This is a genomic window from Pseudomonas sp. B21-021, assembly GCF_024749205.1.
Lineage (GTDB): Bacteria > Pseudomonadota > Gammaproteobacteria > Pseudomonadales > Pseudomonadaceae > Aquipseudomonas > Aquipseudomonas paraglycinae.
Genome location: NZ_CP087192.1, coordinates 1,091,756 through 1,108,758, shown reverse-complemented (window position 1 = coordinate 1,108,758; position 17,003 = coordinate 1,091,756). Strand labels below are relative to the sequence as shown.

Annotated in this window: 15 protein-coding genes and 1 pseudogene; 8 read left to right on the top strand and 8 right to left on the bottom strand. The window is 61.6% G+C overall.

The features are described from left to right. Window positions 1-132 precede the first annotated feature (132 nt). The 3 genes from LOY31_RS04780 to fecA all read left to right on the top strand — a co-directional run bounded on the left by LOY31_RS04780 (window position 133) and on the right by fecA (window position 4,031). The gene (locus LOY31_RS04780) at window positions 133-621 is read left to right on the top strand and encodes a sigma-70 family RNA polymerase sigma factor (protein WP_007957265.1); all 489 of its coding nucleotides are present in this window, start codon (window positions 133-135) and stop codon (window positions 619-621) included. Then, window positions 618-1,547, top strand: a complete 930-nt coding sequence (locus LOY31_RS04775) for a DUF4880 domain-containing protein (protein WP_085608118.1) — start codon at window positions 618-620, stop codon at window positions 1,545-1,547. Before LOY31_RS04780 ends, LOY31_RS04775 begins: the two co-directional genes overlap by 4 nt. A 150-nt stretch (window positions 1,548-1,697) precedes the next feature. Beyond that, on the top strand, window positions 1,698-4,031 hold the full coding sequence (gene fecA / locus LOY31_RS04770) for a TonB-dependent Fe(3+) dicitrate receptor FecA (protein WP_085608117.1): 2,334 nt from the start codon (window positions 1,698-1,700) through the stop codon (window positions 4,029-4,031). Window positions 4,032-4,102: 71 nt separating this feature from the next. Here the strand turns inward: fecA and LOY31_RS04765 are convergent, their stop codons facing one another. Next, a complete protein-coding gene (locus tag LOY31_RS04765; protein WP_007957262.1) occupies window positions 4,103-4,510 on the bottom strand; it encodes an HPF/RaiA family ribosome-associated protein in 408 nt (135 codons plus the stop codon). A gap of 200 nt (window positions 4,511-4,710) precedes the next feature. Continuing rightward, complete coding sequence (locus LOY31_RS04760; RefSeq protein WP_011332523.1) at window positions 4,711-5,658, bottom strand: LysR substrate-binding domain-containing protein; 948 nt, start codon at window positions 5,656-5,658, stop codon at window positions 4,711-4,713. 135 nt (window positions 5,659-5,793) lie between these two features. Between LOY31_RS04760 and LOY31_RS04755 the strand changes: the two genes are divergently transcribed. The 3 genes from LOY31_RS04755 to LOY31_RS04745 all read left to right on the top strand — a co-directional run bounded on the left by LOY31_RS04755 (window position 5,794) and on the right by LOY31_RS04745 (window position 9,052). Beyond that, on the top strand, window positions 5,794-7,170 hold the full coding sequence (locus LOY31_RS04755; protein ID WP_127796960.1) for an L-serine ammonia-lyase: 1,377 nt from the start codon (window positions 5,794-5,796) through the stop codon (window positions 7,168-7,170). A 63-nt stretch (window positions 7,171-7,233) separates the two neighbouring features. After that, entirely contained in the window at window positions 7,234-8,535 is a 1,302-nt protein-coding gene (locus LOY31_RS04750) for an HAAAP family serine/threonine permease (RefSeq protein ID WP_085608115.1), read from the top strand. Window positions 8,536-8,734: 199 nt separating this feature from the next. Then, window positions 8,735-9,052 carry a DUF3509 domain-containing protein gene (locus LOY31_RS04745; protein WP_007957256.1) on the top strand — a complete coding sequence of 106 codons (318 nt, stop codon included), beginning with the start codon at window positions 8,735-8,737 and terminating at the stop codon, window positions 9,050-9,052. On the opposite strand, the gene LOY31_RS04740 is transcribed toward LOY31_RS04745, so the two are convergent. Continuing rightward, window positions 9,049-9,549 (bottom strand): phosphate-starvation-inducible protein PsiE, encoded by a 501-nt coding sequence (locus LOY31_RS04740; RefSeq protein ID WP_007957255.1) that lies wholly within the window; start codon window positions 9,547-9,549, stop codon window positions 9,049-9,051. The genes LOY31_RS04745 and LOY31_RS04740 overlap by 4 nt on opposite strands. Window positions 9,550-9,842: 293 nt before the next feature. On the opposite strand from LOY31_RS04740, the pseudogene LOY31_RS04735 reads away from it, so the two are divergent. Next, window positions 9,843-10,100: pseudogene (locus LOY31_RS04735) on the top strand (YebG family protein); the annotation flags it as partial. Between the two features lie 167 nt (window positions 10,101-10,267). On the opposite strand, the gene LOY31_RS04730 reads toward LOY31_RS04735, so the two are convergent. Next, a complete protein-coding gene (locus LOY31_RS04730; protein WP_007957253.1) occupies window positions 10,268-11,287 on the bottom strand; it encodes a Glu/Leu/Phe/Val dehydrogenase dimerization domain-containing protein in 1,020 nt (339 codons plus the stop codon). Between the two features lie 184 nt (window positions 11,288-11,471). On the opposite strand from LOY31_RS04730, the gene LOY31_RS04725 reads away from it, so the two are divergent. Beyond that, on the top strand, window positions 11,472-12,275 hold the full coding sequence (locus LOY31_RS04725; RefSeq protein WP_085729665.1) for a SirB1 family protein: 804 nt from the start codon (window positions 11,472-11,474) through the stop codon (window positions 12,273-12,275). Here the strand turns inward: LOY31_RS04725 and LOY31_RS04720 are convergent. From LOY31_RS04720 to hmgA, 4 genes are all read right to left on the bottom strand, one after another. Further along, entirely contained in the window at window positions 12,199-13,596 is a 1,398-nt protein-coding gene (locus LOY31_RS04720; protein WP_221533419.1) for an aromatic acid/H+ symport family MFS transporter, read from the bottom strand. The two genes, LOY31_RS04725 and LOY31_RS04720, sit on opposite strands and share 77 nt — an antisense overlap. An 81-nt stretch (window positions 13,597-13,677) precedes the next feature. After that, window positions 13,678-14,316 (bottom strand): maleylacetoacetate isomerase, encoded by a 639-nt coding sequence (gene maiA / locus LOY31_RS04715; RefSeq protein WP_221533418.1) that lies wholly within the window; start codon window positions 14,314-14,316, stop codon window positions 13,678-13,680. A 12-nt stretch (window positions 14,317-14,328) separates the two neighbouring features. Next, entirely contained in the window at window positions 14,329-15,633 is a 1,305-nt protein-coding gene (gene fahA, locus LOY31_RS04710; RefSeq protein WP_221533417.1) for a fumarylacetoacetase, read from the bottom strand. A 3-nt stretch (window positions 15,634-15,636) separates the two neighbouring features. Then, window positions 15,637-16,932, bottom strand: coding sequence for a homogentisate 1,2-dioxygenase (hmgA, locus tag LOY31_RS04705; protein ID WP_221533416.1), 1,296 nt, complete (start codon window positions 16,930-16,932; stop codon window positions 15,637-15,639). Window positions 16,933-17,003 lie beyond the last annotated feature (71 nt).

The following is a 17,003-nucleotide window of genomic DNA, read 5'->3' as shown; positions in this document are numbered from 1 at the left end:
GACAGGCGAGCAATATTAATGATAAATATTCTCATACGCAAAAGAGTCTGATTGCCGGGCATCACTGACAGCCCTACAATGCGAACCATTCTTGTTCTCTAACGCATCCCGCATGCGCCCGGAGTGATGCCGTTGTCGTCCGCCCATCCTGTCGAATCGCTGTATCAGGCCCACCACAGCTGGCTCACCGGCTGGCTGCGGCGCAAACTAGGCTGCCCGGACAGCGCCGCCGATCTGGCCCAGGACACCTTCATCCGGGTACTGACCGCCCGCGAGCCGCCGGTGATCATCGAGCCGCGCGCATTCCTCACCACCCTGGCCAAGCGCGTGCTGTTCAATCATTACCGCCGCCAGGATCTGGAGCGCGCCTACCTCGACACCCTCGCGCAGATGCCGGAAATGGTTGCGCCTTCGGAGGAAGAGAAAGCCATCATCCTGCAAACCCTGATGGAGCTGGATCAGTTGCTCGACGGTCTGCCGCGCGCCGTCAAACGCGCATTTCTGCTGGCACAGGTCGATGGCCTGACGTATCCGCAGATCGCCGCCGAACTGGGCATTTCCGTGGCCACGGTCAAACGTCATCTGAATAAAGCGGCGATGCGCTGCTACTTCGCCCTATGAATCCGCCGATGGATTTTTCCGCGCAGGTTGCCGAACAGGCGGTGCACTGGTTGCTGGAAATGCAGCAGGGCCAATTGAGCCCGCGCCAACAACAGGCCTGGCAACAATGGATCGACGCTCACAGCGAACACCGCCGCGCGTGGGAGCACATTCAGCGGGTCAATTCTCGGTTGCGCGGGCTGTCGTCGCCACTGGCCCACGCCGCGTTGAATGCGCCGAAGTCCGGCAGCCGTCGTCAGGCGCTGAAGTTGTTGCTGATTCTCGGCGCCGGTTCGGCAGTCACTTGGGGGATGCGCGAGCACAATCCGTTGCCATCGCTGCTGGCCGATTACCGCAGCCCGGTTGGTCAACGCCGTAAGATCTCGCTCGGCGCTGGCGGCCAATTGCAGCTCAACACCGCGAGTGCGGCGGATGTCCGGGGCGACGGCTTGATCCGTCTGCTCGAAGGCGAAATGCTGCTGACCGCCACTCAATCCTTCGAAGTACAAACCGCCCAAGGCGTGCTGAAAACCCAGGGTGCGCGAATAAACGTGCGGCAGTTTGCCGACCGCACGCAGATCGCACTGTTTGAAGGTCGGGTCGAATTGAACGCGCAAGGTCGCGCGCCGATGCTGCTGCCGGTCGCCCGACAACTGAGTTTCAACACCACCGGCGTCAGCGCGGCAAAACCGCTGGACGCCAACAGCGGTGCCTGGGCTGACGGCATGCTAGTGGCCGCGCACATGCGCCTGGGCGACTTCCTCGACGAACTCGGCCGCTACCGTCGCGGGCAGCTCAATTGCGATGCGAAAGTCGCTGACCTGCTGATCTCCGGGACTTATCCACTGGACGACAGCGAGCGGATTCTCGACCTGCTGGAAATCAGCCTGCCGGTGAAAGTGAAGCGTTTTACTCGCTATTGGGTGACGGTCGAAGCTAAAGCCTGATCGTTCCCACGTCGAGGCGTCGAACCGTCCGCGTGGGAATGCAGCCCCGGACGCTCCGCGTCCCCTGCAAAAATAAATGAGCCGTTTTTCAGATCTGGCGTGACAGAGAAGGAAAGCCCCCTTGATTTAACCTTCTCAGGACCGTCCTCCATGCACTCCACCCGCCTCACGCCGCTGGCCCGAACCCTGCGCAACCTCGTCCTCGGCGCCAGCCTGAGCTTCAGCGCCCTGCCCCTTGCACAGGCTGCCGACACCAAGGCTTATCACATCGCCCCGTCGTCGCTGGAAAACGCCCTCAACCAGTTCGGCCGTGAAGCCGGCGTGCTGATCTCCTTTGGCTCGCAAGTCACCAGTGGCGTGCAAAGCCGTGGCCTCGAAGGTAATTACACAGCGGAGCAAGGTTTGAACGCGCTGCTTGAAGGCACTGGTCTGCAAGCCCGCGCCGAGGGCGGCAATGCCTTCAGCCTGCAACCGTCGAACGACAGCGCACTGGAGCTGGACACCTCGAAAGTGGTCGGTGACTGGTTGGGCGAGGCCGCGCAGGTCAACGTCTTCGAACATCCCGGCGCCCGTGACGTGATCCGCCGCGAAGAATTCGAACGCCAGGGCGCGACCCAGGCCCGTGATGTGCTCAATCGCATTCCCGGGGTCAACGCCCCGGAAAACAACGGCACCGGCAGCCACGACATGGCGCTGAACTTCGGCATTCGCGGTCTCAACCCGCGTCTGGCTGCACGTTCGACCGTATTGATGGACGGCATTCCGGTGCCGTTCGCGCCTTACGGTCAGCCGCAGTTGTCGTTCGCGCCGATCAGCATGGGCAACATGGATGCGGTGGACGTGGTGCGTGGTGGCGGCGCCGTGCGTTACGGCCCGCAGAACGTCGGCGGCGTGGTCAACTTCGTGACCCGGGCGATTCCGGACGAGCCGACCGTGAAAGGCGGTTTCCAGACCGAAACCAGCCCATCGTCCAGCCATGACGGCTTCAAGACCAGCGCCAACCTGCTGGCCGGCGGCACCAATGCCAACGGTCTGGGCGGCGCGTTGCTGTATTCCGGCACTCGCGGTGGCGACTGGCGCGAGCACAGCGATACGGAAATCGACGACCTGATCCTCAAGGGCAAATACCAGCTCGACGAGGCCAACAGTTTCAACGCCATGGCCCAGTATTACGAAGGCAAGGCCGACATGCCCGGCGGCCTGAATGTCGCCGACTACGATGCCGACCCGTATCAGTCGACCCGGCCGAAGGACCAGTTCTGGGGCCGTCGCACCATGTTCAATTTCGGCTATCGCTATCAGGAAGATCGCCGTGAATTCACCGCCAACACCTTCTTCACCAAGACCCTGCGCAGCGGTTATCTGGATCAGGGCACGTTCCTGTCGCTGTCACCGCGCGAATATTGGGTTCGCGGTCTGGAAACCCGCTTCGCCCAGGGCTTCGACCTCGGCGCCACCAGCCATGAAGTCGGCGTCGGCTATCGCTACATCAACGAAGCCGGCCACGAACTGCGCTATCGCACGCCGATCGCCAGCAACGAGTACCCGACCACCAACAGCCGCAATGACCGCGACACGCGCGGCGGCACCGAGGCCAATGCGTTTTTCGTCGATGACCGGATCGACATCGGCAAGTGGACGATCACGCCGGGCGTGCGCTACGAGATGATCGAGTCGCAGCAGACCAACAACCTGACCAACGTCAAATACAAGGGCGACTACAACACCGCGCTGCCGGCGTTGAACGTGCTGTATCACCTGACCGACAGCTGGAATCTGTATGCCAACACCGAAGGCTCCTTCGGCAGCGTGCAATACAGTCAGATGCCCAACCGCGTCAGCAGCGGCGAAGTGAAACCGGAGAAGGCCCGCACCTGGGAAGTCGGCACCCGCTACGACAACGGCGCGCTGCGAGCGGAGATCGGCGCGTTCCTGATCAACTTCGACAACCAGTATGAAAGTAACCAGACCAACGACTCGGTGATCGCCCGTGGCGAAACCCGGCATCAGGGCATCGAGACCAGCTTCAACTACGCTCTCGACGACCTGAGCCCGGCACTGGCTGGTTTCGACGTGTACGCCACTTACGCCTATGTCGACGCGACCATCCGCGAAGACGGGCCGAACAAGGGCAATCGTGTGCCGTTCTCGTCGAAACACAAAGGCACAATCGGCGTCGGTTACACCGAAGGGCCGTGGAAACTGAATCTGGACAGCAGCTTCCAGAGCGACCAGTTCGCCGACAACGCCAACACCTCGAAAGAAAGCGCCGACGGCAGCACCGGCAAGATCCCGGGCTACATGCTGTTCAGCAGCCGTGCCGGTTATGACTTCGGCCCGCAGCTGTCGGACCTGAATGTCGCGGTGGGGGTGAAGAACATCTTCAACACCCAGTACTTCACCCGTTCGTTCGATGACAACAACAAGGGCAAGTATGTCGGTGAGCCGCGCACGGTGTACGTGCAGACCTCCGTCGCTTTCTGATCCCTGCTGAAAACAGAAAGGGCCTGCAATTGCAGGCCCTTTCTCATTGGGTGGCTTGGAAAATCAGCGTATCAACTGTTGATCGCTGCCTGTTCGTTCTCGTCAAACTCTTCCGCCAATAGCTTGTCATTGGCTTTGCTTGTGAATGGCACCACAGCGGCTCGCGGTTTGCCGCGCAGTTTGCCAAACAGGTGCTCCAGCGCGTGCTCCAGTTTTTCGGCTGCACCATCGATCGCCTGTTCCAGCGAATCGGCTTTGTGGGTGACGGAAATCGGTTGATGGCCTTTCGGCCGCGCTTCCAGTTGGCAGCGCAAGTCATGGGGACCCGGCTTTTCACCGTTCTCGTCGCTCAGATGGACTTCGACACGGGTCAGGTCTTCCTCATAACGGTCGAGCGTGCTCTCAATTGTGGTGCGTACCCACTCCTCCAGTCGTTTGCTGCTTTGAATATGGTTGTCGCTGTTGACTTGGATTTGCATAGTTCATCCCTTATTTCAGCTAGCTCGCAAGAGGCCTGGAACAGGATTTCGTGACCTCTTGATTACAACAATCGGCCCGCCGGACGAACATTTCAACCCCTTAAAAAAGATAAATATTCATACGCAAAAAAAGCCGGACAACCGAGTAAAGCGCTGGTAAGGTCGGGAGTTGGGTCGCCCCGCCACCGCGAAAAATCTGCTCACAATTGGCCATCACCCAACGGGTGCAGGCTGCGGAAAATCCCCGCCTCTTCCACCAGCCAGTCATGCACCGCCCGCACACCCGGATGGCTCAACGCCCCCGGCGCATACAGCAGGACATAGCGCTTGTGATTGGGCACAGAAATCCCGAACGGCACGATCAACGTCCCCCGCTCCAGCTCGTCATTGAGCAACGTTCGCCGGGCAATCGCCACGCCCATGCCGGCAATCGCCGCTTCGATGGTCAGGTGGTTGCGATTGAACGTGTGCCCGCGCCGCACATCGGCGCCCTCGAAACCGATGGCATTCAGATAAAACTCCCACTCCGCGTATTCATAACTGCCGCGCCAGGCAGTGATGTCGTGCAGCAGCGGGAAATGCACTAGGTCCGCCGGCCCGTGCAGCGGCGGCCGCCCGCGCAGCAGGCCCGGGGCGCACACCGGGAAAATCTGCTCGTCGAGCAAGGCTGTGGATAACAACCCCGGATAACTGCCGTCGTTCAGGTCGATGGCCAAGTCGAAATCCCCTTCATGCAACGGCACGCTGCTGTCCTCGGCCACCAGCCGCAACTGGATGTCCGGGTAACGCTGTTGCAGGCGTGGCAGGCGCGGGGTCAGCCACTTGCTGAGGAACGACGGAATCGAGCGCACCCGCAAAATCCCACTGATCATCCCCGCATCCAGCCGACGCAATTCCGCGTCGATGCTGCCGTAAGCCTCGTTGACCGTGATCGCCAGTCGCTGCCCTTCCGCGCTCAGCTCCACACCGCGCGCGCGGCGGTGAAACAGGCGAAACCCCAGCCGCTCTTCCAGCTGTCGGATTTGCTGACTCACCGCCCCCGGCGTGATGTGCAGTTCTTCGGCACAACGGGTGAATGACAGGTGCCGCGCGGCACAGGAAAACACCTGCAGCCAGACGTAAGTCTGGGCGTGCAATTGACGACTCATGGTTTAGTCCTGCTAAAGGCTTACTTAGGAAGTTTCGTTAGTCACGTTGAAGCGAGGTAGGCAGTATCGCCGACATTGCGCTTGTCCTACAAAAAATGGCAGCGATTCCTACTCCATTGCTTGTAAGGGTTTAGCATGGCTATCAGTGTTTTCGATCTATTCAAAGTCGGCATCGGCCCGTCCAGTTCCCACACCGTCGGCCCGATGCGCGCCGCCGCGACCTTCGCCCAGGCCCTGATCGAGCAGCATTTGCTGAACGATGTGCAGCGGGTGGAAATCCGTTTGTACGGTTCGCTTTCGGCCACCGGTGTCGGCCACGCCACTGACCGCGCGACGGTCATGGGCCTGATGGGCGAATGGCCGGACAGCATCGATCCGTCGACCATCGAGCCACGCATCCAGCAACTGCGCGAGACCGGCCAACTGTCCCTCGCCGGTGAACGCTCGATTGCCTTCAACTGGCAGCACGATCTCCTGCTGCTGGACGAGAGCCTGCCCTACCACCCCAACGCCATGTCGCTGACAGCCTTCGGTGCATCCGGCCAACTGTTCGAGCAAACGTACTACTCGGTCGGCGGCGGTTTCATCATCGAAGCGGCCGAAGCCGAATCGGGTGTGGCGCCGACCGGTGACGTCGAGTTGCCCTACGACTTTTCTAGCGCCGCTGAACTGCTGTCGCTGTGCAACAAACACAACCTGCGGGTTTCCGAACTGATGATGGCCAACGAACGGGCCTGGCGCAGCGACGCCGAGATCCGCAAGGGTCTGCTGCACATCTGGTCGGTGATGCGCGAATGCGTCGAGCAAGGCCTGCGTCACGAAGGCATCCTGCCCGGCGGTCTGAATGTGCCGCGTCGTGCGGCGAAACTGCACCGCAGCCTGCTGGAAATCGGCAAGCCGAACGTCATCAGTTCAACCCTGTCGGCGATGGAGTGGGTCAACCTGTTCGCCCTCGCCGTCAACGAAGAGAACGCCGCCGGCGGGCGCATGGTGACCGCGCCGACCAACGGTGCCGCCGGGATCATTCCGGCCGTCCTGCACTACTACATGAAGTTCAATCCGGACGCGTCCGACGATGACGTGGTCGCGTTCTTTCTGGGCGCAGCTGCCGTTGGCATCCTGTGCAAGAAAAACGCTTCGATCTCCGGCGCCGAAGTCGGCTGCCAGGGCGAAGTCGGCTCCGCTTGTGCGATGGCCGCTGCGGGTCTGGCCGATGTGCTGGGCGCCACGCCTGAGCAACTGGAAAACGCCGCCGAAATCGGCCTGGAACACAACCTCGGCCTGACCTGCGACCCGGTCGGCGGGCTCGTGCAGGTGCCGTGCATCGAGCGCAACGCCATCGCTGCGGTGAAGGCGATCAACGCCACGCAAATGGCCCTGCGCGGTGACGGCAAACACTTCATTTCCCTCGACCGGGTGATCCGCACCATGCGCGATACCGGCGCCGACATGCATGACAAATACAAAGAGACTTCACGGGGCGGCCTGGCCGTGAGCTGGGTGGAGTGCTGAGGAGCACTCCCTGACCGCCCGTAACACGTGAGCCCGAGCAAGAATAATAACGAGGCAAAAACGATGACCGATGTACGCACACCTGCTGCCGAAAATCCCGCTGTAGACCGCACACGCAATAACGAAATCGCCCACAAGGGCTGGAGCAAATTCGACACCACCTGGATGCTCGGCCTGTACGGCACGGCCATCGGTGCCGGCACCTTGTTTCTGCCGATCAACGCCGGTGTCGGCGGCTTCTGGCCGTTGCTGATCCTGGCGTTGCTGGCGTTCCCGATGACCTTCTTTGCGCACCGGGGTCTGACCCGCTTCGTGCTGTCGGGCCGCTCCGGTGACATCACCGAAGTGGTGGAAGAACACTTCGGCATCGGCGCCGGCAAACTGATCACGCTGCTGTATTTCTTCGCGATCTTTCCGATCCTGCTGGTGTACAGCGTGGCGCTGACCAACACCCTGAGCAGCTTCCTCGAACATCAATTGCACATCGCCCCGCCGCCGCGCGCGGTGCTGTCGCTGGCGCTGATCCTCGGTCTGATGGCCATCGTGCGTTGCGGTCAGAGCGTGATCGTCAAAGCCATGAGCGTGCTGGTCTATCCGTTCGTCGCCGCGCTGCTGTTGCTTGGCTTCAGCCTGATTCCGAACTGGAACGGCGCATTCTTCGCCAGTGCCCAAGAACCGATGGAAATGTCGGTGCTCCTCAAGACCCTATGGCTGGCGATCCCGGTGATGGTGTTCTCGTTCAACCATTCGCCGATCATTTCCGCCTTCGCCGTCGAGCAGAAACAACGCTACGGCGAGCAGGCCGAACGCAAGAGCAGCGGCATTCTCGCCATGGCCCACGGCATGATGGTGGTGACGGTGATGTTCTTCTGCTTCAGCTGCGTGCTGGCGCTGTCGCCGGCGGATCTGGCAGCGGCCAAGGCGCAGAACATTTCGATACTGTCGTACCTGGCCAACCACTTCCAGACCCCGGTCATCGCTTACGCCGCGCCGCTGATTGCGCTGGTGGCGATCACCAAATCCTTCCTCGGCCACTACATCGGCGCCAGCGAAGGCTTCCAGGGCATGATCGTCAAAAGCCTGCGCAGCCGTGGCCGGGTGATGTCGGCGAGCTGGCTGAACCGTGCGACTGCGCTGTTCATGATCCTCAGCTGCTGGGCCGTGGCGACCTTCAACCCGAGCATCCTCGGCATGATCGAAACCCTCGGCGGGCCGGTGATTGCCTGCCTGCTGTTCCTGATGCCGATGTACGCGATCCGCCGCGTGCCGGCCTTGCGCCAGTATTCGGGCCAGGTGTCCAACGTGTTCGTGGTGCTGATCGGCCTGATTGCACTGTCAGCGATCATCTACTCGGTTCTGCCCTGAAACGGGCCGCAAACGAAGAAGGCGAGCCATGGGCTCGCCTTCTTTTTGGCCGGTTTCATTGTTCGACAATATTCCCGGCATGTCCCTTGCTACATCGCTGAAGGAGACAGGACCACGGAAGGGCCGATGGTCAGGTTTGGCGAACCAACCCGATCAAGGCCGGTCAACAACTGCACGTTCAATCAGGCGGTGACGCATCATGGACAATCCTTTTCAGATCATTACCGATGCCTTCGCGCCGGACTATCAGATCAACCTGAGCATTCAGGGGCTCGACGGCAGCATCATGCTGACCCTCTCCAATGGCGGCCGGATCGTCGCCAAACGGATGATCAGCGCCGAACAGCGCAATGACCCCAAGCGCCTCAAACGCCTGGTGCAAAGCATTCAGTTCGGCATCGCCATCGAACAGGGCCACAGCGCCATGGCGATCCTCGATGCCATGACCCGCGGCGACGGAATCGCTCCACCACCGCGTCAGGCCAAACATCAGCCCCGGCCAACTGCCGGCCTTTAAAGCTCGCCCTTCTCCACTTCAGGATGTTCACTGGAACCCGTGCCGATCTTGCGGTGCGGGTTCTCGATTTTCACCGAAGGGAATTGCGATGAGGCGTAACGCACCACCAGGATCGAGAACGCCAGCAGCAGAATCCCGCCGCACAGGTAAATGATGCCCATGTCCGGCGGATTGTGGTGCGAGACGTTGGAGATCAGCAGGCGCGTCAGTGCGGTGATCGCCACGTAGATCAGGAAGCGCACCGGCATGTGGTTGGTCTTGAAATAAATCCCGACCATCGCCCCCAGTTCCAGATAGATGAACAGCAACAGAATGTCATCGATCTTGATGTGCCCTTCCTCGAGCATCCCGAGAAATTCCATCACCGCCGCCCACGCGGTCACCGCACCAATGGCGAACAGCGCCAGGTAGTGGAAGGTCTCGACGAACAGGTTGCCCAGGGACTCGGCCAGTTGGTGCACGTTTTGCCGCAGTTTCTCGGCCCAGTTGATTTTCACGATGAAGGTTCCTTAGCCCGGTTCGAGCGGATGTTGCTTGCTGGACGTGACGGTTATTGCACACGTACGCAGATGCATGCAGAAAAGAGGCCACGACATCATGGCGAGCCGCCGCGAAACCCGCGCCGTGGCGTTTGGTCGCACCTGTGCGTAACCGTCAGGCTGACAAAATCCGAATCCGGTCTACATTGAAAAGCCACTACCCAAAGCGCAGGGATTCGCTTATCCTTTTCGCTGTATATAGATACAGTAGTCGCAAAGACAACTTAATGTGAAGGCATGTGAGGTGGTGAATGGCCGTCGAAGTGGTATACCGCAGCAGCCGAGATCTGGAGCGCTTGTTCATGGATAAAGCCGAAGCTGACCGTCATGACAAAATGCTCGAACTGGCCGAACTGTTGGCCGAGGTGCTGGAAAAAGCCGTTCCTTCGTTGAGCGAGCAGCAAGTGGAAGAAGTCGGGATCTTCATGGCGAAGAACCGCGATGTGTTCGCCCGGGCGTTCAAGAGCCAGCCTGACGCACTGTCGGAGCTGATCAACGCACCGGCGGCACCGGTTGTGGCAACCGAGCCAGCAGACGTGGCTGAACCGGCAGAAGCGCCAGCCAAACCTGCCAAGGCGGCAAAGGCTGCGAAGTAATCGGCACCTGAATTGGAGCCTCTGAATTGAATAGCCCCTGAGTTGAAAGACTCAGGGGCTTTTTCATGCCCGGACAAATCTCAGCGGTACAAAACCTTTTCCGCCAACTCGTCCGCCACCCGCGCGGGTGAACGTTTTTCCGCCTGGGCGTGGGCGAAGACTTCTGTCAGGCGCGAACTGATCTTCGACAGGTGCGCGGTAATGGTCGTCAGTTCTTCGCCCCGATGCTTGAGGGAAACGTAGATCAGCCCGCCAGCATTGATCACGTAATCCGGCGCGTACAGGATGCCGCGCCGTTCCAGTTGATCGGCGACGTCCAGATGCGTCAGCTGATTGTTGGCCGAACCCGCCACTGCCGAGCAGCGCAACTGGGTGACCGAATGACTGTTGAGCACCCCGCCGAGGCCGCACGGCGCGAGGATGTCGCACGGCGTACTGAGCAATGCGTCGTTGGCAATCGGATGGGCGTTGAGCTGTTCCATCGCCAGTTGCACCTTGCCGTGGTCGATGTCGCTGACCAACAGCTCGGCACCGGCGGCATGCAGTTGTTCGGCCAGTGCGTAACCGACATTACCCAGCCCCTGAATCGCCACGCGCAAGCCTTCGAGATTGTCGCTGCCCAGGCGCGCCATGGCCGTGGCGCGAATTCCGGTGAACACGCCCATCGCCGCATGCGGCGCCGGGTCGCCGGCCGAGGTGGTGCTGGTGACATGCTGGGTCTGCTGGGCGATGCAATCCATGTCCGCCACTGAGGTGCCGCTGTCGATGGCAGTGATGTAGCGCCCGTCGAGTTGGTCGATGCAACGGCCGAAGGCTTCGAACAGCGCGCCACGATTTTCCACATGGGCCGGCCGCACGATCACGGCGACACCGCCGCCCTGGGCGAGGCCGGCCAGCGCGGCCTTGTAGCTCATGCCCTGGGCCAGGCGTATGGCGTCCTCGACTGCGGATTCGTCGTTCGGGTAGGCAAGATAACGACACCCGCCCAGGGCTGGCCCCAGGCGACTGTTATGGATGGCAATGACCGCCTTCAATCCGGACACCGGATCAACGCTAAGGTGCAGCGATTCCAGGCGAGTGCTTTGCATGAGAGCGAACATCGGCAGGCTCCCGAATCACTTCTGGTAGACGCCAGTATAGGCTTGCGCCTGAAAATTGCTGAAGCGCGCCGGAATAAGCGCCGCCACCGATCGGAGGGTTGTGGCATAACCCGGTGGCAGAGCGGCCCGGTACTGGACGAATGGCAAAGACGGGGCTAAAACGAGGCATGCCCCGGAGATTTAGATGAGTCCGCGCCAACGCTTCTTCGATTGTCTGCACCGTTCACCGCCCGCGCTGTTCGAAGCCGCGTTGTGGATGGCCGCCGAACATGACAAACAAGCCGACCCCGAAGCGCTGTTGCAGGAATTCAAGGAACTGCAGCAGCGGGTCAGCTATGGCTTGCCGTTGCTGCCGGTCAGCGAGCTGGCGCAACCGCTGCTGCGACGGATGACCGACCTCGGTTTTGCCCAGGATGATTTCGTACCGCTGCGCCCGCAGGCTGCAATGGTGCACAAAGTCATGCAGACCAAACGCGGCCAGCCGCTGGCGCTGGCACTGATCGCTCTGGAACTGGCCCGTGGCCTGGAGATCCCGCTGGTTGGCGTGAACTTCCCCGGGCATTTCCTGCTGAAGGTTCCCGGGGCTGATCACCTGCTCGATCCGTGCGGCGGGCGGCGTCTGTATCCGAACGATTGCCGCGAACTGCTGCATCGCCAGTACGGCCATCAGATGAAACTCAACGCCGACCACCTGCTGACTGCCGAACCGGTGCAGATGCTTCAGCGTCTGTCACGCAACCTGCGCCAGCTGCACCTGACCCACGACGACTTCATCGCGGCGCTGATCGATGCCGAGCGCGTGCTCGAGCTGGGCAACGCCAGCGCCGCCGACTATCTGGCCCGGGCCAGTCTGTACCAGCGCCTCGATTGCCCGAACGCCGAGCGTTTCGATCTGGAGCACGCGCTATTGCTCAGTGACGACCCGATTCAGCGACTTCGCCTGACGGAACGGCTGGGGCATCTGCCGCCGAACGCGGTTGTCCACTGAACAGCGCAGCGGCTGGCGAACGCACCTGAATAATCAGCAACGCCGCAATCACCGCCGGAATCGCGCAGAAGAAGAAAATCTGCTCCACCGGAATGTGCATCGCCAGCAACAGGCTGCCGAACAGCGGCCCGAGAATCGAGCCGAACCGCCCTACTCCCAATGCCCAGCCGGTGCCGGTGGCACGCACATGCGCCGGATAGAAATTGCTGGCGAACGCATTGAGCGTCAGTTGCCCGCCAATGATGCAGAAGCCCGCCGCAAACACACAGGCCACCAGATAGCGCGGGTTGTCGTGATTCAGGCCCAGCAGGATCGTGCACACCGCCGCGCCAGCCAGCACGCCGGACAGCAGCCGCACCTTGCTTTTCAACCGGTCGGCGAACCACGCCATGCAGATTGCGCCGAGCGTGCCGGCGAACAGGAACATCGACGTCACCAGGTTCGCTTCGTTGAGTTTCAGGCCACTTTCCAGCAGCAGCGACGGCAGCCAGCTGATCATGAAATACAGCAGGATCAGGCTGACGAAAAACGTCGCCCAGATCAGCAAGGTCGGGCGTGCGTAACCGTTGCGGAACAACTCCACCACGGTCAGTTTGCTGCCCTGCTCGCGTTCGTTCTGTTCGACCGAGGCGGCCGGCGGTTGCCAGTCCGGCAGCATCCGCGCGGTGACTTTGCGCAGGCGTGCATAGGGCGGCGCGTCACGCAGCAGTCGTGGCAAGGATTCCGGCAGCATCCACCAGAGAAACGGGAACAGCAGCAACGGCGTGACACCGCCCGCGAGGAACACCGCTTGCCAACCGAAACGGTCGATGAAACCCGCCGCGACAAAACCACCCGCCGCACCGCCGAACGAGAAGCCGCAGGCCGCCAGCGTCACCATCAACGTGCGCAGGCGCGGTGGTGAATATTCCGACATCAACGCCATGGCGCTGGGCATCGCGCCGCCCATGCCGATGCCGCAGATGAAGCGCGCGATCATCAGGGTATTCAGGGAATCGGCGAACACCATCAGCACGGTGAGGCTGGCGTAGATCAGCACGCAGGCGAGCAGAATCCGTCGAACGCCGAAGCGGTCGGCCAGCGGGGTGACAGCGAGCGAGCCAAGCGTCAGACCCAACAGGTTGGCGCTGAACACCGGGCCGAACGCGGATTTCTCCAGGCCCCAGTCCTGCGCCAGCGCCGGCACCACGTAACCGAGCACCTGGGCGTCATAGCCGTCGGTGACCAGCAGCAAGGCGAGAAGAATCAGGAGCAACCACTGAAAGCGGGACACAGGACGGGCGTCGAGTGCCGCCCGAAAGCTGGCAATCTGGTTGTGCATCGCAAGGTACCTGTTTTGTTTTTATGATTTTTTGCGGGTAACCGGAATGGCTCCCGTGCGCTGCACGGGAGCCATCAAATGCTACTTCGGGGTATCCGGCTGATTCGCCGGATGCGCCGCAATGAACGCCGGATGTTCAGCAGCCAACGCGGCCACCCGACGAATCCGTGGAAACGCCTCCAGCGAAACGTTGAACCGCTCGGCCGCGTACAACTGCGGAATCAGGTACACGTCCGCCACGCACGGCCACTCGCCGAAACAGAAGCCGCTGTCGCCGATCAACTGCTCCACCGTCGTCAGCCCCTGACTGATCCAGTGACCGATCCACTCGTTGACTTGCGGCTCGTCATGCCCCAACCCGCGCAAGCGGTTGAGCACACTGACGTTATGCAGCGGGTGCACATCGCAGCCGATCACCGCCGCCACGCCGCGCACCTGTGCACGGGCAACGAGGTCTTCGGGCAGCAGCGGCACCTGTGGATAACGTTCCTCCAGGTACTCGATGATCGCCGGCGACTGAATCAGCAACTTGTCGTCATCAGTGCGCAAGGCCGGCACCCGGCCCTGAGGATTGATCGCCAGATACGCCGGTTGCCGATGCTCGCCGCCCGGCGGTGCGATCAAATTGACCGGCAACGCCTGGTAGTCGAGGCCCTTGAGGGCCAGCGCGATCCGCACCCGGTACGACGAGGTGGAGCGGTAATAGGTATAGAGATCCATGAGCCGCTCCTGTCAGCGCGCCGCCAGCACGGTGCCACGGCATTCGCCGAAGCCGATCGAGGCAAAACCTTCGCGGGCGCAGCGGGCGCGCAGGATGATTTCGTCGCCGTCTTCAAGGAATTTGCGCACTTCACCGGACGCCAGTTCGATCGGCTTTTTACCGCCCTCGGTGATTTCCAGCAGGCTGCCGAACTGACCGTTTTCAGGGCCGGACAAAGTGCCCGAACCGAACAGGTCACCAGCCTGCAACTGGCAGCCGTTGACGCTGTGGTGCGCGACCATTTGCGCAACGGTCCAGTACATGTAGCGGGTGTTGCTCAGGGTCAGGCGATGGGCCGGCAGATTCTGTTCGCGCATTTTCTCGGTGAGCAGCAGCACTTCCAGCTCGATGTCGAAACCACCGCCATCCTGATCGCGCTTGTCGAGCAGGTACGGCAATGGCTGCGGATCACCTTCCGGGCGCGCTGGTTGCGCAGTGCGGAATGGCGCCAGCGCTTCGGCAGTCACCACCCATGGCGAAACACTGGTGATGAAGCTCTTGGACAGGAACGGGCCGAGCGGCTGGTATTCCCAGGCCTGGATATCACGGGCCGACCAGTCGTTGAGCAGGCAGAAACCGGCGATGTGTTCAGCGGCGTCACCAATGGCGATCGACTCGCCCATCTCGTTGCCCTGACCGATCCAGATCCCCAGTTCCAGCTCATAGTCCAAGCGCGCGCACGGGCCGAAGGTCGGCTCGGTCGCGCCGGCTGGCAAGGTCTGACCTTTCGGACGGCGCACGTCGGCACCGGAGGCGCGCACGGTAGACGCACGACCGTGGTAGCCGATCGGTACGTGTTTGTAGTTCGGCAGCAGCGGGTTGTCCGGACGGAACAGTTTGCCAACGTTCTGCGCGTGCTCGATGCCGACGTAGAAGTCGGTGTAATCGCTGATGCGCGCCGGCAGGTGCAGCTGGCAATCGGCGGCCAGTGGCAGCAGTTTCGCGCCTTGGGCTTCGATGTTGCCGCGGTGAGTGCTGCCTTCGCTGAACAGTTCCAGCAGACGCTCGCGCAGGGCAACGCGGGCGTCGCGACCGAGCTCGAAGAAGGCGTTCAACTGACCGCCGCGCATGGCCTCGACAGCACCGCGCGCAACGCCGTCGAACAGACCAGCCTCCAGCGCCACTTGCAGATCGAAGATGTGCTCGCCAATCGCCACGCCCGCGCGCGGTGCCGAGCCGTCGATGCTGAACACACCCAGCGGCAGGTTCTGCAGCGGGAATTCGGTGTGGCCGTTGGCCGAAGCGACCCAACTGCGGGTGATGGAATTCTGAGTCATGGGTTATCTCCGGGTCGGGTCGAACGTGGCGGGCAGCGTGGCCCAGCAGGCGTCATAAGTGGATTGCAGTTGCGGGCAGTCGAGGGCAAAGCGGCTTGGGCGCAGCACCTGGCTGGTCTCGAACATGAAGGCCATGGTGTTGTCGATCTTCGCCGGTTTCAGGTCCGCATTGATGGCTTTGGTGCAGGTCTCGCCGTCCGGGCCGTGGGCGCTCATGCAGCTGTGCAGGGATGCACCGCCGGGCACGAAACCTTCAGCCTTGGCGTCGTATTCGCCCTGGATCAGGCCCATGAATTCGTTCATCAGGTTGCGGTGGAACCACGGCGGACGGAAGGTGTTCTCCGCCACCATCCAGCGCGGCGGGAAGATCACGAAGTCGAGGTTGGCCAGACCGTGGACGCTGGTCGGCGAGGTCAGCACGGTGAAGATCGACGGATCCGGGTGATCGAAACTGACGGTGCCGATGGTGTTGAAGCGGCGCAGGTCATATTTGTACGGCACGTTGTTGCCATGCCAGGCGACCACGTTCAGCGGCGAGTGATTGAGCTCGGTACCCCACAACTGGCCGAGGAATTTCTGCACCAGGGTGGTCGGTTGTTGCAGGTTTTCGTACGCGGCGACCGGGGTCAGGAAATCCCGTGGATTGGCCAGACCGTTGCTGCCGATCGGCCCCAGATCCGGCAGGCGCAGCGGCGCGCCATGGTTCTCGGCGACATAGCCGCGAGCCTGCGGATCGAGCAATTCGACGCGGAATTTCAAACCCCGTGGCAGCACGGCGATTTCCAGCGGCGCCACTTCCAGCACACCCAGTTCGGTGGCGATGCGCAGGCGCCCGAGTTGCGGCACCAGCAGCAGCTCGCCGTCGGCGTTGAAGAACACGCGCTCCATCGAACGGTTGGCGCCATAGTGATAGATGCTGATGCCGGCCGGTTTTTCGGCAGCGGAATTGGCCGCCATGCTCACCAGACCGTCGATGAAATCGGTCGGTTCGGCCGGGATCTCCAGCGGGTTCCAGCGCAGGCGATTGGGGGTGACTTCACCCAACGGGCCGCCCGCCAGTTGCCGCTCGAGTTTGACGAATGCCGGGTGATTGGCCGACGGCTGGATCCGGTACATCCACGTACGCCGCGCTTCACTGCGGGTCATGGTGAACGCGGTGCCGGAGAACAGTTCGGTGTACAGACCGTAAGGGGCTTTCTGCGGGGAGTTCTGGCCGACGGGCAGTGCGCCGAGCAACGCTTCGGAGCTGAATTCGTTGCCGAAACCGGACTGGTAAGCCAGGGCTGAATCGAGGTTCATGGAGCCTCCTGAACAGGGAGTCGGCATGGCCGGACGCTCTGGGTCGGAGGTCTTGGCACGCCGGGGTTATT

Excerpts from the sequence above, each read along its gene's own strand:
- LOY31_RS04775 (WP_085608118.1), top strand. The coding sequence starts at position 618 with ATGAATCCGCCGATGGATTTTTCCGCGCAGGTTGCCGAACAGGCGGTG.
- fecA (WP_085608117.1), top strand. The coding sequence starts at position 1,698 with ATGCACTCCACCCGCCTCACGCCGCTGGCCCGAACCCTGCGCAACCTC.
- LOY31_RS04765 (WP_007957262.1), bottom strand. The coding sequence starts at position 4,510 with ATGCAAATCCAAGTCAACAGCGACAACCATATTCAAAGCAGCAAACGA.
- LOY31_RS04760 (WP_011332523.1), bottom strand. The coding sequence starts at position 5,658 with ATGAGTCGTCAATTGCACGCCCAGACTTACGTCTGGCTGCAGGTGTTT.
- LOY31_RS04755 (WP_127796960.1), top strand. The coding sequence starts at position 5,794 with ATGGCTATCAGTGTTTTCGATCTATTCAAAGTCGGCATCGGCCCGTCC.
- LOY31_RS04750 (WP_085608115.1), top strand. The coding sequence starts at position 7,234 with ATGACCGATGTACGCACACCTGCTGCCGAAAATCCCGCTGTAGACCGC.
- LOY31_RS04745 (WP_007957256.1), top strand. The coding sequence starts at position 8,735 with ATGGACAATCCTTTTCAGATCATTACCGATGCCTTCGCGCCGGACTAT.
- LOY31_RS04730 (WP_007957253.1), bottom strand. The coding sequence starts at position 11,287 with ATGTTCGCTCTCATGCAAAGCACTCGCCTGGAATCGCTGCACCTTAGC.
- LOY31_RS04725 (WP_085729665.1), top strand. The coding sequence starts at position 11,472 with ATGAGTCCGCGCCAACGCTTCTTCGATTGTCTGCACCGTTCACCGCCC.
- LOY31_RS04720 (WP_221533419.1), bottom strand. The coding sequence starts at position 13,596 with ATGCACAACCAGATTGCCAGCTTTCGGGCGGCACTCGACGCCCGTCCT.
- maiA (WP_221533418.1), bottom strand. The coding sequence starts at position 14,316 with ATGGATCTCTATACCTATTACCGCTCCACCTCGTCGTACCGGGTGCGG.
- fahA (WP_221533417.1), bottom strand. The coding sequence starts at position 15,633 with ATGACTCAGAATTCCATCACCCGCAGTTGGGTCGCTTCGGCCAACGGC.
- hmgA (WP_221533416.1), bottom strand. The coding sequence starts at position 16,932 with ATGAACCTCGATTCAGCCCTGGCTTACCAGTCCGGTTTCGGCAACGAA.